The organism is Virgisporangium aurantiacum (assembly GCF_016863635.1).
GTDB classification, from domain to species: Bacteria; Actinomycetota; Actinomycetes; order Mycobacteriales; family Micromonosporaceae; genus Virgisporangium; species Virgisporangium aurantiacum.
In genome coordinates this window covers 12,086-26,892 of sequence record NZ_BOPG01000017.1, presented here as the reverse complement: position 1 = coordinate 26,892, position 14,807 = coordinate 12,086, and the positions used below count along the sequence as shown (strand labels likewise).

12 protein-coding genes and 1 pseudogene are annotated in these 14,807 nt (G+C 71.4%); 9 read left to right on the top strand and 4 right to left on the bottom strand.

From position 1 onward, the window contains the following. Positions 1-3: 3 nt before the first annotated feature. The 3 genes from Vau01_RS14105 to Vau01_RS14095 are packed head-to-tail and all read right to left on the bottom strand — an operon-like array spanning position 4 to position 6,621. Positions 4-3,996 (bottom strand): Hsp70 family protein, encoded by a 3,993-nt coding sequence (locus Vau01_RS14105; RefSeq protein ID WP_203991986.1) that lies wholly within the window; start codon positions 3,994-3,996, stop codon positions 4-6. Further along, complete coding sequence (locus Vau01_RS14100; protein ID WP_203991984.1) at positions 3,993-5,135, bottom strand: hypothetical protein; 1,143 nt, start codon at positions 5,133-5,135, stop codon at positions 3,993-3,995. The genes Vau01_RS14105 and Vau01_RS14100 overlap by 4 nt, the downstream gene beginning before the upstream one ends. A 7-nt stretch (positions 5,136-5,142) precedes the next feature. Next, complete coding sequence (locus Vau01_RS14095) at positions 5,143-6,621, bottom strand: transglycosylase SLT domain-containing protein (protein ID WP_203991981.1); 1,479 nt, start codon at positions 6,619-6,621, stop codon at positions 5,143-5,145. 278 nt (positions 6,622-6,899) lie between these two features. Between Vau01_RS14095 and Vau01_RS14090 the strand changes: the two genes are divergently transcribed. The 3 genes from Vau01_RS14090 to Vau01_RS14080 are packed head-to-tail and all read left to right on the top strand — an operon-like array spanning position 6,900 to position 10,150. Beyond that, the gene (locus tag Vau01_RS14090; RefSeq protein WP_203991978.1) at positions 6,900-7,547 is read left to right on the top strand and encodes a response regulator transcription factor; all 648 of its coding nucleotides are present in this window, start codon (positions 6,900-6,902) and stop codon (positions 7,545-7,547) included. Further along, positions 7,548-9,458, top strand: a complete 1,911-nt coding sequence (locus tag Vau01_RS14085; protein WP_203991975.1) for an ATP-binding protein — start codon at positions 7,548-7,550, stop codon at positions 9,456-9,458. Next, positions 9,458-10,150 (top strand): Pvc16 family protein, encoded by a 693-nt coding sequence (locus Vau01_RS14080; protein ID WP_203991973.1) that lies wholly within the window; start codon positions 9,458-9,460, stop codon positions 10,148-10,150. The genes Vau01_RS14085 and Vau01_RS14080 overlap by 1 nt, the downstream gene beginning before the upstream one ends. A gap of 85 nt (positions 10,151-10,235) precedes the next feature. On the opposite strand, the gene Vau01_RS14075 is transcribed toward Vau01_RS14080, so the two are convergent. Further along, positions 10,236-11,033 (bottom strand): hypothetical protein, encoded by a 798-nt coding sequence (locus tag Vau01_RS14075; protein WP_203991971.1) that lies wholly within the window; start codon positions 11,031-11,033, stop codon positions 10,236-10,238. A gap of 117 nt (positions 11,034-11,150) precedes the next feature. On the opposite strand from Vau01_RS14075, the gene Vau01_RS14070 reads away from it, so the two are divergent. The 6 genes and pseudogenes from Vau01_RS14070 to Vau01_RS14050 all read left to right on the top strand — a co-directional run bounded on the left by Vau01_RS14070 (position 11,151) and on the right by Vau01_RS14050 (position 14,591). Further along, a complete protein-coding gene (locus tag Vau01_RS14070) occupies positions 11,151-11,483 on the top strand; it encodes a response regulator (RefSeq protein ID WP_203991970.1) in 333 nt (110 codons plus the stop codon). Positions 11,484-11,541: 58 nt separating this feature from the next. Further along, on the top strand, positions 11,542-13,176 hold the full coding sequence (locus Vau01_RS14065) for a phage tail sheath family protein (protein ID WP_203991968.1): 1,635 nt from the start codon (positions 11,542-11,544) through the stop codon (positions 13,174-13,176). A 12-nt stretch (positions 13,177-13,188) separates the two neighbouring features. After that, positions 13,189-13,623 carry a phage tail protein gene (locus Vau01_RS14060; protein ID WP_239151568.1) on the top strand — a complete coding sequence of 145 codons (435 nt, stop codon included), beginning with the start codon at positions 13,189-13,191 and terminating at the stop codon, positions 13,621-13,623. Then, positions 13,620-13,976 (top strand): hypothetical protein, encoded by a 357-nt coding sequence (locus tag Vau01_RS14055; RefSeq protein WP_239151567.1) that lies wholly within the window; start codon positions 13,620-13,622, stop codon positions 13,974-13,976. Before Vau01_RS14060 ends, Vau01_RS14055 begins: the two co-directional genes overlap by 4 nt. Before the next feature lie 14 nt (positions 13,977-13,990). Then, a pseudogene (locus Vau01_RS65230) lies at positions 13,991-14,143 on the top strand (DUF6760 family protein); the annotation flags it as partial. Continuing rightward, a complete protein-coding gene (locus tag Vau01_RS14050; protein ID WP_239151566.1) occupies positions 14,136-14,591 on the top strand; it encodes a phage tail protein in 456 nt (151 codons plus the stop codon). The pseudogene Vau01_RS65230 and the gene Vau01_RS14050, both read left to right, overlap by 8 nt. The last annotated feature ends 216 nt before the right edge of the window (positions 14,592-14,807 follow it).

The following is a 14,807-nucleotide window of genomic DNA, read 5'->3' as shown; positions in this document are numbered from 1 at the left end:
CTCTTAGCGAGGCGGCAGCGTGAGCGTGTCGAGGCGGCTCAGGCTGCTGAAGCCCTTGCCGTATCCGCCGACCACGTAGACCGTCCGGCCGATGATCGCCGCGGCGAGCCCGCCGCGCTGCGGGTTCAACGCCGGCAGCTTCTGCGCCAGCCCGCCCTCCCAGCACCACCAGTCGTTGAAGCCGCCGTTCGGGGTCTGCCCACCCACCACGCAGATCCCGGAGTCGGGCAGGTAGACGCCGGCCCCGCTGTCGATCGGCGGATCGATCGTCCGGTCCGACGGCGTCACTCCGGTCGACGTGATCAGGTCGATGGTCCCGAACTTCTCCTCGGTCTGGATGTTGCGACCACCCATGATCCACAACGTGTCGGTGCCGTTGCCCGCGGCCATCGCCTTCTGCCGCGGTTTCGACAGCTTGCCGATCTCGACCCACGCGTCGCGCCGCAACGCCCACACGGTGTCGGACGCCGACGGCCCCGGCTTGGTCCCGCCCGCGTACACGATCTCCGACCCCGTGAAGCCGCCGACCCCGTTCACCCGCGACTCGGGCAGCTGCGGTTGCGGTATCCAGGTCTGCAACTTCCCGTCGAGCCGCAGCACCTGCCGCGAACCGCCGTCTACCAGCCAACCGCCCACCAGGTAGAGCCCGGACGGCGTCGGCACCAACGTCGCGTGGCTAAGCTGGCTGGGCAGGGATGGCCCGACCGTCCAGTCGTCGGTGGCCGGATCGTAGACGAACACCTCGTTGGTCTTGGTCTTCGGATCGCTGGCCTGCTGGCCGCCGGCAACCCACAGTTTCCCCTGGAAAGCGGCGACCGCCGCCCCTTCCAACGGCAGCGGGACGTCCGCCTTGCGCACCCACTGGGCGATCGGCGCATCCTGCTGTTGCTTGTCATCCTTCTTCGTGTCGGCGACGAGGAACCAGTAGGCCGCACCGGCAACCGCGAGCAACCCCATGACCACGACGAGCGTCACAATGATCTTGACAGCTCGGTACGTCCGCCGGCTGGCGCGTTGTGCGGGCCGGGGTGGGTGTTGGGTGGCTTGGCTTGCTTGGTTTCCGGCTTCTGCCGGTGCCGCGGGGGTGTATGCGGTGGCCGGCGCGGCGTTGTAGGCGGCGGGTGGGGCCGCGGCGTTGTATGTCGCCGGTGGTGGCGGGGCGTTGTACGTAGCGGGCGCCTGCATGGCGGCGTTGTACGTGGCGGCGTTGTACGTGGCGGGCGGCGGCGTGGCGGCGTTGTATGTGGCCGGTGGCTGCGGGGCGGCGTTGTACGTAGCCGGTGGCGGGGCGTTGTACGTGGCGGCCGGTGGCGTGCCAGCGCCGGGCGCGGCGTTGTACGTGGCCGGGGTTGCGGCGTTGTAGGTGGCGGGCGGGGTCCCGACGTTGTATGTGGCTGGGGCCGCGGCGGCGGCGTTGTATGGTGCCGCCGGCGTCGCGGCGTTGTATGTCGCCGGTGGCGGGGCGGCGTTGTACGTTGCCGGCTGGGCCGGCGTGCCTGGCGGCGGGGCGGTGGAACCGCTTTGCGGGGTCGGCGTCGCACCGGGTCCGCCGGTCTGTCGGGCGGGGCCGTACGTGGGAGCCTGACTCGCTCCGTAGGCCGAACTCGGTGGCGCCGCACCGGGATGTGTCGACGGTGCCGGGGCCGGGTCCGTCGGCTGCGCCTGCGTGCCGAGTCGGAGGTCGGCCGTCGGTGGTGCCCCGTACACGCTCCGGGCAGCCGGGGCCACCGGAGGCGGCGTCGCGGCCGGCGGCGTCGAGATCGGCGGCGTCGAGATCGGGGGCGTCGCGGCGGGCGGGGTGGCAGTGGGCGGCGTCGCGACAGGCGGTACCGAGATCGGCCGTGCCGAGATCGGGGGCGTCGCGGTGGGTGGGGGCGATACGGGGGAGGTCGATGCGGGTGGCGGGGGTGTGGATCCGGCCGGCCGCATCGGTTCCACCAATGGCGGGGCGGGCGGGGGAGGGGGCGGTTCGGTCGAGAACGGGCGTCGGGTGGACGGGGTGGGGCCGGATCGGGTCGGTGCGGTGCCGTCCGGTTCGTCGGGGACCGATGGGGCCGCGTTGGATGCGGGTGCGCCGGATACCGGTGCTCCGGAGGTCGGGGTCACCTGGGCGCGGCCGATCGGGGTGAGGCGACCGGAATCGCGGCGTTCGGGGGAGGACGGGCGCGCGACCGGTGCACGGCCGCTGGCCGGGGCGGCGGCTTCCGTACGCATGGGTACGGTGGCGCGGCCGCTTATCTGCTGAGAGGGGACGATCGCCCGGCCCGTCGGTGGCATGCGGGGGCCACCGGACGCGAGGGCCGATGGCGCGCCGGACGCCGGAGTCGGCGGAGTACCGGGGGCACCGGGCCCGGGGATCGGTGGTCCGCCGGACGACGGAACCGGCGATGCGTCGGACGACAGCGCCGGCGACGCGTCGGACGACGGAGCTGGCGGTGTGCTGGGAGAACCGGGCGCCGGGATCGGTGGCTGCGGCTGGACCCAGGCCACACCGCGGGAGGGTGTGTCGGGTACGAGGTCGGACTCCGGCGGGGGTGTGGTGGACGGCGACGGCCGTCGGGTGACGGGAGTGATCAGGACCGGTGGCGACGTCGGAGCCGAGACCACACCGAGGGGGTCGTTCGACGGCGTGCGTTCCCACGCCGTCGACGGGCTTTCGGTGCCGGAGGTCGGGGTCGGGTCCCAGGCGATGGCGGCGCCCGCAATCGCGGTTCCCGCGTCCGGGGTCGCCAGGGGAGGGGTAGAAAGAGGAAGAGGTGCGGCAACCTCGGACGGCGACGGCCGGGATCGGCCGCCCAGCTTCGACAGCATCTCCGCCACCCGGCTGCGCCGGCTCGGCGCCGGCGCGGAGACCTCGTCGACCGAGTCCGGGGAGGCCGAGGAGTCGGGGGAGTCGGAAGACTCGAGAGGCGGAGGCGCGGCCACGGACAAGGAACCGGATGAGGACGTCACCAGCGCGGCGCCCAGCGCGATGCTGTGTTCCGGGCTCGGGTCGAGCACCACCGGCCGACCGAACTCGACCGACAACAACTGGCTCACCAGCGGGATCCGGGACGAGCCGCCGGAGAGCAGGATCGAGCGCAGGTCGGACGCCTCGACGCCGGCACCGCGCATGGTGCGGCGGAGGGCGGCGATCGTCTCCAGGACGGCCGGCATGATCATGGTTTCGAACTCGGACCGGTTCAGCCGTACCCGCGTGTGCAGGTTCGGCAGCGCCACCGGCACCATGACCTCGGTATCGTAGGAGAGCGCTTCCTTCGCCTCGATGCAGTCGCGCCGCAAGCGGGCCAGCGCCTCCACCACCGACGGGTCGTCGGGGTCCAGTTCGGCCACCGACGGGCCCAGCGTGGCGGTGACGAACGCCAGCACGGCCTCGTCGAAGTCGATGCCGCCGAGCTGCTCGATCCCCTCCGGCTCGCCCAACAATTCGAAACCGTCGGAGGTCTTCCGCAGGACCGCGGCGTCGAACGTGCCGCCGCCCAGGTCGTACACCGCGACGGTCTCGCCGGGCCGGATCCGTTCGGTGGCCGCGTACCGCACGGCCGCCGCCTCGGGTTCGGCCCGCAAGGTGACGTTGCGCAGTTCGGCCAGGCGTACCGCCTGGCCGAGGAGGTCCCGCTTGTACGGGCCCCAGTTGGCTGGATAGGTCACCGTGACCGCGGCCGGCGGACCCTCCTGCTGGCGGGTGACGGTGCCGAGCACCTCTTCGAGCAGCCGGGCCATCAGCGCGTGTGCCGGGTACGGCGAGCCGCCGACGAGCAGCGGCACCGGGTCGCCGATCCGCCGTTTGAACTCGCGGGCCAACCGGAAGGGCTCGGAGGAACCGCGCCGCTCGGCGGCCTCGCCGATCAGCACACCGCCGTCGGGGCGCACGAACACCAGCGACGGGATCTCCGCGCGGCGGCTGCCGAGACGCGCGATCTCGGCGTGCCCGTTGAGCCGCACGGCCGCCGCCGTGAACGTCGTACCGAGGTCGACGCCCAGCGAATAACTCATGACGCCACCACCGTGCACTTGGGCGCGATCGGCTTGTACTGGTCGCAGTATGCCTTGACCGCCTCGGGCGTGGCGAACCCGTCGCGGATCAATACATTCAAACCCTCCGCTCCGTCGAAGACCACCCCGGACTCGCGGCTGTCGACCACCCGCACGTTCATGCCGGCCGAGTTGAGCCGGTCGCGGGTGGCCTCGGCCGCGGCGCGGCTGTTGATCGGGAAGACCTCGACGAGCGCGTACGGCACCGTCACCGGGTCCTTCGGGGAGGCGCCAGCCAGGCCCGCCGTGAAGTTGCTGAACCGCTCCGGCAGCACGCCCATCCGGGCCACCAGCACCCCGCCGGCCGTGAGCGACCCGACCAGCAGCACCCCGATGATCGTCGCCGCCGTCCGGCTCAGCCGGGCCTTCGCGATGCCCGCGTGGGTCACCGTGGCGAGCGGCGCCGGCGGCTCCGCGTCCTTGTCGAGGGTGGACGCCGTTTCGTCGACCACGTCGACGCACCGCACCGTGAGGACGTAGGGCCGCCTGGCGCCGAAGAACGCGCGCTTCGGGCGTCCGATGATCCTGGTCTCGCCGGACTCGCCCGCCGCGATGTCGAGCAACGACGGCTTCGCCGACGCGCGCCGCTCCGCCTTGCGGGCGGCCTTACGGGCCGCGCGGTCGGCGAGCCTGCCGCCCTCGCCGGCCATCTCCAGCTTGGGCCGCACGCCCAGCGTGACCGACGACGAGCCCGAATTGGACACCGAAAGCGTCACCGCGATCGTGCGCCGCCGGACCCGCGCCACCGCCAGCGCCGCCGTCAGGGTCAACGGCGCGGAGACCGCGAGCAGCCCGGTCGCCCGCGCCGCGACGAACCCGGTGCTCAGGTCCTCGGCCTGCACGGTGAACGGCTGCAACGTGGCCTGCGGGGTCACCGACGCCGGTGGCCGGAACACCAGATCGACGTTCGTCGACTCGCCGGGACCGGCCGCGACCACCGCGGGTTCGGCCTGCGCCCACCCGGCGACCCGGCCGCGCACCACGCCGATCCGCACCGGCATGCGTTCATCGCCGTTGTTGGATACCTGGATGCGCACGCGGGTCTCGACGCCGGGTGAGACGGTGACGGCGGATTTCGGGACGACGATCTCGAGGTTCATTCCGGCATCAGTGCACCACCGGGCTCGGGTCGTCGTCCAGCCCGGCGGCGTCGTCCGGATCCACCGCGCCCTGCCGCGCGCCGGCCAGCAGCTTGATCGGGTTGACCTGGCCGTCGAGCGGGTCGGCGTTGGAGTGCAGTTCGAGCGCGTCGCCGAACCCGTCGTTGTCGGAGTCGGCGAGTTGCGGGTTCAGGCCGAGGTTCATCTCCAGCGCGTCGTCGAGGCCGTCGAGGTCGGAGTCGCCGGGGGTCTGGCCGAAGGCGCCGTCGAGGTGACCGTCGCGGTCGGTGTCGGCGGAGAGCGGGTCGAGCCCGCGCGCGAGTTCGAACGCGTCGTTGAGGCCGTCGCCGTCGGTGTCGCCGCGGCGGGGGTTGGTGAGACTGGTGACGAGCTCGTGCCCGTCGGCCAGGTTGTCGCCGTCGGTGTCGGACCGCAGCGGGTCGAGCCCCATCCGGCGTTCCAGGGCGTCGGTGAGCCCGTCGTGGTCGGAGTCCATGCCGCCGAGCGCCACCTGCACGGTGTCGGGCGCCGCGGCCGCTGCCGCCGGCACGGTGGCGAGTGCGGCCGGATTCCCGTCGGAGATGCCGGGGATGATCGCCGCGTAGTTGAACCGGTTGCCGATCTCGCCGTTGACCACGCCGGCCTTCGAGTTCTTCGCCTCGATCGTCGTGTGCCCGTCGCCGGTGCTGATCGCCACGTGCGCCACCCCGGGCTCGCCCTTGCCACCGACCGGATCGCTGGCGAAGTGGAACAGCAGCGCGCCGGGGGTGTTCTTGGCCTCCTCCACCGGGATCAGCAGGCCCATCTTCTGGAGGTACCGGTACTGGCCGGCCGCGCCGTCGGGGATCGTGACGCCCGCCTGGTGGGCGGCCCACTGGGTGAGCTCGGAGCAGTCGAACGCGTCGGGGTTCGGGTCGTCGAGGTTCTTCACCTCGGCGCCGAAGATGTACCGGTCGCCGACCTGTGCCTGTGACACCTCGAGGAACCGGGTGAGCGCCGTGTCGCCGCCCGGGGTGCCGGTGCCGGTGGGCGCGTTCATCGCGTGCACACCCACGCCGGCGCCCGCGTCGTCGCCGGCGTCGAGCCGGTGACCGTAGCCCGGGGTGCCGGTCCAGACGCCGAGACCCGGCCCGTCGCCGTAGGCGACGGCCGCGGCCTGGGCGGCGTCCCTGTACATGAGGTACCGGGCACTGCCGCTGCCGTGCGTCACGGTCCAGGGTGACGCGTCGGAGCCGCCCGCCGACACCTCGAACGCCGCCCGCGCGTTCTGCTGCGGGTCGTACAGGTCGTACTTGCGGTCGAGCCCGGGGTGGGCGCGCGCGTTGATCTGGAAGAGACCCTTCGAGTCCTCCCCATGCGGGTTGTGGGCCTGGCTGTTGCCACCGGACTCGGCCAGCGCGATCGCGGTGAACGTCGCGGACTCGTCCGGGCTGAAACCCGCCATGCGGCAGAAGCCGTAGATCTGTTCGGCCGAATACCTACGCATGTCATGAAGGCTAGCGCCTGTGTCGAAGCATCCGGCCGGCCTGTGCGGGCCCCGGGCGTCGCGAATCGAGCCGGATCGACGCCCGGATCCGACAGCTCATGTTGCCCGAGAAGGGGATCGTTCACCTCGTATCGATCGGTGTAAGGTTCCGCCTCACCGGGGGGCTGACGACGGCGTTGCGCCCGGGGTCCGAACTTGTTGCCCGGAAGGGCTGGCCTCGATGTTGTTGAATAGCGGCTGGTAATTCGGGGCGTGTCGGCGGTGTGAGGGGGCACCGGATGCCGGCACCTGCGCGGGAGGTGAAGGTGCAGGCGGGTAAGCCTCCGTCGGTGTGGATCGACGATCGTCACGCGATCGTTCGGCGTGGGATGGGCGCCTGTCTCCAGCAGTCGGGGTTCGTGGTGCGCGGCGAGAGCGGCGGGCTCATGCCCGAGCCGAACCTCGTCGGTCTCGACGTGCTGGTGTTCGAGGTCGAGGGAGCGTCGCTGCGGCGCGCGGTGCGGCTGATCAGCGGGACCCCCACGAAGCTGGTGGCGACGGTGCGCGAGCCCACCGAGCAGCAGGTCCGGGAGATCGTCGACGCCGGGGTCGGCGCGGTGCTGCCGCACGACCAGCTCACGCCGGAGAAGCTGGTGGCCAGCGTGCGCGCGGTGGTGGCCGGCGCGGTGACGCTGCCCGGCGACCTGCTCACCCGGCTGCTGGCGCACGTCGTGAAGGCGTCGAACCTGGGTCCGGGCGGCCTCAACGACCGCGAGCGGTCGGTGCTGCGCCTGCTCGCCGACGGGCACGACACCCGCGGCATCGCCGAGGACCTGCGGTTCTCTGAACGTACGGTGAAGAATGTCGTGCACGACGTCCTCACCAAGTTGAACGCCCGCACCCGCGCGCAGGCCGTGGCGCTCGCGACACGCGAGGGCGCGATCTAGTTGAGCCCCTGGTTGGTCCTCGCGGATCTCCTGCTGCAACGCGAGGCGCTGGTGTGCCGGGTGGCGGAGGGGCGTCCGCCGCGCGACTTCGCCGGTCTCTACGTCGCCGTCGACGATCTCGACCGCGTGCTCCGTGGCCTGCCCGGCCTCGACGGCCCCGATCCGGCGGCGGTCGAACCGGTGCGGGCGACGGTGGCGGAACCGCTCGCGGCCGCCCGGAAAGCGTTCTCCGAGTCGCTCGACGGTGACGACCGCTTCGCGACCCTGTGCCGCACCGCCGGCCTCGACGCGGAGGAGGCCGAGGTACTCGCGCTGGTGGTGGCCGTCGAGATGAGCGCCGCCCGCCAGCGGCTGGTCGCCTACCTGCAGGACTCCGTTCACCTGCCGCAGCTCACCCTCGGCAGCCTCGCCCGGATCCTCAACGACCCCGGCCACCCCGCCGAGAAGGCGGTGGCACCCGACGCGTCACTGCTGCGGGCCGCGCTGGTCGAGATCTCCGGCACCGGAGCGTGGGCCACCCGCGTCTGCGCGCCGCCGCCGCGCGTGGTCTGGCACCTGCGCGGCGACGGGTCCGCCGACCCGGCCCTCCCGCCCGGCGCCGTCGTCGGTCCCGGCCGCGCGGTCGGTCGCGCTTCGTCGGAGCTCGTTCTCATCAACGGCGGTGACGCGCAGAGCAGGCTCCGCACCGTGGTGGAACGATGGCCGGAAGCGGCCAGGGTCGAGTCTCCGGTGCCGGCCGACGCCGCCGGGTGGACCGCACTCGTGCGCGAGGCGACGATCGGCGGTGCTGTGGTCGTCCTCGATCTTGAGCGCCCGCTGGACGCGGCCGCGCGGGACGCGATCACCCGGGCCACGCATCTGCGGTGGGTGTTGTGTTCGGCGCTGGAGCAGCCGCTCGACTCGATCCCCGCGCTGCCGTACCGGGAGGTGCGGGTCGCCAGTGGCGAGGCCGACGAGGCCGACTGGCAGCGGCTGCTCGGGCGCGGGCCGGATCCGCAGTACCGCCTGAGCCGGGACCAGTTGCGGCTGGTCGCCGCGGCGGCCGAGAACGGCGAGCTCTCGCCGGCGGTGCGGCGCCTCGCCGGCGGCCACCTCGACGGCGTGGCGGTGCGCATCCGCCCGCGGCGCGGCTGGGAGGATCTCGTCCTCCCCCCCGACGACGTGCGCCAATTGCGTGAACTGGCGGTTCGGCACCGGCGCCGCGACGTGGTGTACGGGCAGTGGGGGTTCCCGCCGGTGCCGTCGACCGGCGTGGTGGCGCTGTTCGCCGGGCCGTCCGGCACCGGCAAGACGCTCGCGGCGGAGGTGGTCGCCGGCGTCCTCGGGCTGGATCTGTACAAGGTGGACCTGTCGGCGGTCGTCAGCAAGTACATCGGCGAGACGGAGAAGAACCTCGAACGCATCTTCGGCGCCGCGGCCGCCGGCGACCTGGTGCTGTTCTTCGACGAGGCCGACGCGCTGTTCGGCAAGCGGTCCGAGGTGAGCGACGCGCACGACCGGTACGCCAACATCGAGGTGGCGTACCTGTTGCAGCGGCTGGAGACGTACGACGGGCTCGTCGTGCTCGCCACCAACCTGCAGCGCAACATCGACCAGGCGTTCCTGCGCCGCATCTCGGTCGCGATCGACTTCACGCTGCCCGAGGAGCCGGAGCGCAAACTGATCTGGTCGCGGGCGTTCCCGGCGGCTGCGCCCGTCGCCGATCTTGATCTTGATTTCCTGGCCCGGCAGTTCAAGGTGAGCGGCGGCATCATCCGCAATGCGGCGCTGGGCGCGGCGTTCCTGGCGGCCGACGACGACACCGCCATCACGATGAGGCATGCTGTGCTGGCCATGAAGCGGGAGTTCCAGAAAATGGGCCGGTTGCGGACCGAGGCCGAGTTCGAACGCTACTTCGAGCTGGTCGACTGATGCTGCATCTGCTCGACGAGTCCCTGGAGACGTTCCTGCGCGCGGTCGTGCCGCTGCCGCAGCGCTCGGTCGACATCGTGTTCGACGCCCCCGACGGCGACTGGGCCGCCGGCGTCTCCCGCCCGACCGTGAACCTCTATCTCTGGGACGTGCGGCCCAACCTCACCGAACGCCAGTGGGGCGAGGAACTCGTGGGCCTCGACGACGGCCGGCGGGTGCGCCGGGAACCGCTGCCGCGGGTCGACTGCCGTTACCTGGTGACCGCCTGGACCACCGAGGTCCGCGACGAGCACTCGCTGCTCGGCAGCGTGCTGACGGCGCTGCTGCTGCACCCGTTCATCGCCGTCGACCACCTGAAGGGGCCGTTCGCGGCGGTGCGTCCGCTGCCCGGGGTGAATCTGCGCAGCGGCGACGGCACGGAGAACTCCGACTTCTGGTCGGCGCTGGGCGGGCAGTTGAAGCCCGGGCTCGACCTCGTGGTCACGGCGACGGTGGACGCGGCGGCGTTCGTCGAGGCCGGCCCGCCGGTCCAGGAGATCGACGTCACCGCAACGCGGTTCGTCGACCCGACCGAGCCCGCGGTGTCGGCGGAGCCCGAGCCCTCGCCCGAGCCCTCGCCCGAGCCCTCGCCCGAGCCCTCGCCGGAACCGGCGGCCGAGCCGCCTCCCCGACGCCGCCGCCGCTCCGCCTGACGCCGGTCGATCTTGCAGTTGTGCCCGCCCTTTCGCCCGGTCTTGCCCCGTTTTAGAGCGAGCACAACTGCAAGATCGACGCGGATCAGCGGTCGGCCTTGCGGACCGCCTTCTCGGCCAAGGCGATGATGTCGTCGTACTGGGTCTCGGACGCGGCCTCGATCTCGTCGGCCGAGGGGAGGTCGGGCTCGCGGTCGGGTGGCACCGCGCGACGCTCGCCGTTGGAGAGGTCGAAGCCCTCCTCCACGGCGCGGTTCTCCTCGGCGACCGCGGCCACCGTCCGCTCCACCGCGTCGGCGCGGATCTCCTCGATGGCGGCGGCCATGTCGGCGAGTACCGCGCGGGCCGGGCCGCCGTCGCCGTGCTCGCCGACATGGCCGCCGCCCTGCGCGAACGCCACCTCGGCCGACATGTCGCCGGCCAGGCCGGACGCGGCGAACTCGGCCTTGAACTGCTCGATGACCTTCTGGTCGACCTTCGTCTTCCGGGCGGCCGCACCCCGATAGATCATGATCGTGGTCTGTTTCCGGTCCTCCGATCTGCCGCGGACGGGCAGCACCAGGCTCAGCAGTTCCCACAACCGCGCGCCGATCGCGAACGGGATGACGTGCTCCGACTCCAGATGGTGGATCGGCGGCCCGTCGCGCAGGCTCGGCGGCTTGGACCCGTGCGGACCGGTCCGGCCCAGTCCCTCGGCGCTGCGTCCGGGGTTCGCCAGCAACGCCTCCACGGCCTGAGACCCGCCGGCCGCCTTGGCCAGTTCGATCAGTGCCGCGGGCGAACCCGACGCCAGCGCCTGGTTCGAGACGCCGGGACCCATCGCCGCCGCGGCGGCGAGCTGAGCGTCCTGAAACTGTTCCGGCTCCTCGGCCCGCGTCCGCATGCCGACAATCGTCCCCCGCAACGCCGACCCCGCAAAGGCGGTGCACCTTCGACTGCACCGTTGCACCTGTTGCCGCCACCTGCCGGACAGCAGTCTCAACGTGGTGAGGGAGGTGTGATGACACGGGTGCTGATGGGTGACTTCAGCGCGCTGCATCGGCTGGGCCTGCAGGACATCCTGCGCTCCGACGGCATCGAGCTCGTCGAGGCCGCCGACGCCGACGTGGTCGACCGGCTCGTCGAGGCGCTGCCCGACGTGATCGTGCTCGACCTCGACCAGCACCATGTGCTCGATCTCGTGTACCGCATCGTCTACCAGTTCCCGTCGGTCAAGGTCGTGGCCTGCTCGTCGGCCCAGCCGCTGATGCGCATCTTCCCGCCGTTGCACTACGGCGAGTCCTACACCACCGATCTCGACCCGGCGCTGCTCGCGAGCGCCGTCCAGAAATAGCACCAATCCATACCTGTACCTGCGTCGAAGCAAGGAAAACCAACAGAGGGGGTAGACCGTGGCGGCGAGTTACGGAGCGCCGGGCGTTTACATCGAGGAACAGCCCAGCGGATCCATGCCGATCGAAGGCGTCGGTACCGCCGTGGCGGCGTTCGTCGGCTTCACCGAGACCTACAACGTCGACGAGGGCGATCCGACCGACCCCGATGGCGTCAAGCCCCAGCTCGTGACGAGCTGGCCGCAGTACGAGCGGGTGTACGGCGGGTTCGTGCGGGGCGCCCGCCTGCCGCACGCCGTGCGCGGGTTCTTCGAGAACGGCGGCGCCGCCGCCTACATCGTCCGGATCCCGGTCGGTGACGGCGACGGTGACGGCCAGGCCCGGCTGTCGCTGCCGGCCGCCGAGCGGCCCGAGGTCGAGAGCCTGCACATCGCGGCGCTCAACCCGGGCGCGCGCGTGGAGGTCGAGGTCGTTCCGCCGGCGGCACCGCCGCAGGGCGGCGAGGGCGGCAACGGCGGCGGCGGCGGTGAGAACCCGGCCGGCGAGTACACCCTGCGCGTCTACTCCGACGGGTCGCTGCAGGAGGAGATCGGCGGCCTGCAGTTCACCGGCAAGAGCCCGCGGACGCTGGAGCGCACGGTCAACGAGCGGTCCCGGTTCGTCCGCATCGAGATCCCGCCGATGCACGGCGTCTCGCTGGCCGAGCGGGCCCCGGCGCCCGGCCGGTACCAGGTCGAGCGGCCCGCGGTCGCGCTGAACGGCGTGACACCGGCCGACCTCGAGGGCTCGGTCGCCGAGCGCACCGGCTACCAGGGCCTGGCGATCGCCGAGGCCGTCACGATGGTCGCGATCCCCGACCTCATCACGATCACCACCGGCGACGACGGCAGCTTCGACGAGGAGACCTACCTCGCCGTGCAGAAGCAGCTCGTCGACTGGTGCGAGAGCAGCCACACCAAGATGGCGATCCTCGACACCCCGCCCGGCCTCAACGCGACGCGGGCCCTGGAGTGGCGCCAGAAGCTGGCCCGCGACTCGGCGTTCGCCGCGCTGTACTACCCGAACGTGGTGATCACGAACCCGTTGCAGCGCCCCGGCGCCACCAACGGCGAGAAGTTCCTCACCGTCCCGGCGAGCGGTCACGTCGCCGGCGTGTGGGCCCGCACCGACGGCACCCGCGGCGTCTGGAAGGCACCGGCCAACGAGGCGCTGCGCGGCATCGCGCGGCTGGAGTTCGAGGTCACCAGCGGCGAGCAGGACCTGCTGAACCCCGAGGGCGTCAACTGCATCCGCAGCTTCGGCAGCTACGGCACGAAGATCTGGGGCGCCCGCACGCTCGCGAAGACCGACCCGAGCTGGCGCTACATCAACGTCCGTCGTCTCTTCAACTTCATCGAGGAGTCGATCCGGCGCGGAACCCAGTGGGCGGTGTTCGAGCCGAACGACTTCGACCTGTGGCAGCGGGTCAAGCGCAACATCACGTCGTTCCTCCGCGGCCTGTGGATGCAGGGCGCATTGGTCGGCACCACCATGGAGCAGGCCTTCTACGTTGTGTGCGACGAGAGCAACAACCCGGCGTCCTCCGTGGACGAGGGAAAGCTCATCGTCGAGGTGGGGATCGCGCCGGTGAAGCCGGCCGAGTTCGTCATCTTCCGGATCAGTCAGTGGCAGGGCGGCGGAGCCGCGTCCGAGTAAGGGGTTTGACAAATGCCTGACCTGATGACCACCTTCAACTTCGTCCTGGAGATCGGCGGAGTTGAACTGGCGAGCTTCCGCAAGTGCTCGGGTGTCGAGGCGGAGACCGAGACCATCGAGTACAAGGAGGCCACCAAAGAGGGCAAGATGATCATCCGCAAGGTGCCCGGCGCCATGAAGTGGAGCGACATCACCCTCGAGCGTCGCGTCGACGAGTCGCAGGCCCTGTGGGAGTGGCGCAAGCAGGTCGAGGACGGCGACGTCGACCAGGCCCGGCGCAGCGGCTCGATCGTCATCAAGGACTCGATGAAGAAAGAGGTCGCCCGCTGGGACTTCGACATGGGATGGCCGTCGAAGTGGACCGGCGCCGAGCTCGACGCGGGCGGCAACGAGGTCGCCACCGAGAAGATCGTCATCACACACGAAGGACTGCGTCGGTCGAAATGAGCCTGCAGACCGAATACCCGTTCACCCTCCCCAAGGGCTACGTCGACAGCCAGGGCACGCTGCACCGCACCGGCACCATGCGGCTGGCGTGCGCCCGCGACGAGATCGAGCCGTTGCGCGACCCGCGGGTCAAGGAGAACGAGTCGTACGCCACGGTCATCGTGCTGGCCCGGGTGGTGTCCGAACTGGGCACCGTCCCCCGGGTCACCACGCAGACCATCGAGTCGCTGTTCGTCAGCGATTTCAGCTACCTGCAGGACCTGTACCGGATCATCAACTTCCAGGACGCGTCCGTGCTCGACTCCCTGGAGCCGGGAGCCCCTTTCCCGCAGAGCTCCGTGGAGGTGGGCTAGGCAGGTACGACCACGACGAGCTGTGGCAGGAGATCTCCTATCTCGCCTACCACCTGCACTGGCCGTTCGACACCCTGCTCGACCTCGAGCACGGTGACCGGATCCGGCTGCTGCAGGAGGTGGGCACCCTGAACGAACGCGCCTGGCAAGGAGTACGCGGTGGCTGACGCACGCACGATGGACCCGCCGTTCGCCGGGCGGTTCGTGTTCGAGGTGGAGGGGCGCACGATCGGTGCGTTCACGGAGGTCTCCGGCCTGTCCGTCCAGATCGAGGTCGAGGACGTGCCCGAGGGCGGCCAGAATGCCTTCACGCACAAGCTTCTCGGCCGCATGAAGTGGCCGAACCTCGTGCTGAAACGCGGCGTCACCAACTCCGACGCGCTCTTCGAGTGGCTGATGGAATGCTCCGGCGAGGGCTTCTCGAAGACCAACAGCGTCACCGGCCGCTCCGGCAAGGTCAGCGTGCTCAACGCGAAGGGCAAGCCGGTGCGCACGTGGGAGTTCACGAACGCCAAGCCGGTGCGCTGGAGCGGTCCCAAGCTCGCGGCGTCGTCGCGCGAGCTGGCGGTGGAGGAACTGGAGGTGTGTCACAGTGGCTTCCGCTCCAGCAAGTAGGCGGCATCGCTTGCTACACCGCCTCCGTACGCTGTTCCGCCGGCCCGGCCTGTTGCGGCCGCGCCGGCGCACGGCGCCCGTCGCGGCCGATGTCGTGGGCGCGCTCCAGGTCCGTCCACCATGGACAATGATCGAATTTCTGCGACGCCATGCGCCCTCCCCGGCGGCGACCCCGAACACGGGTACGGCGTCCGCACCCGGCGCCCGGCCGGCTCC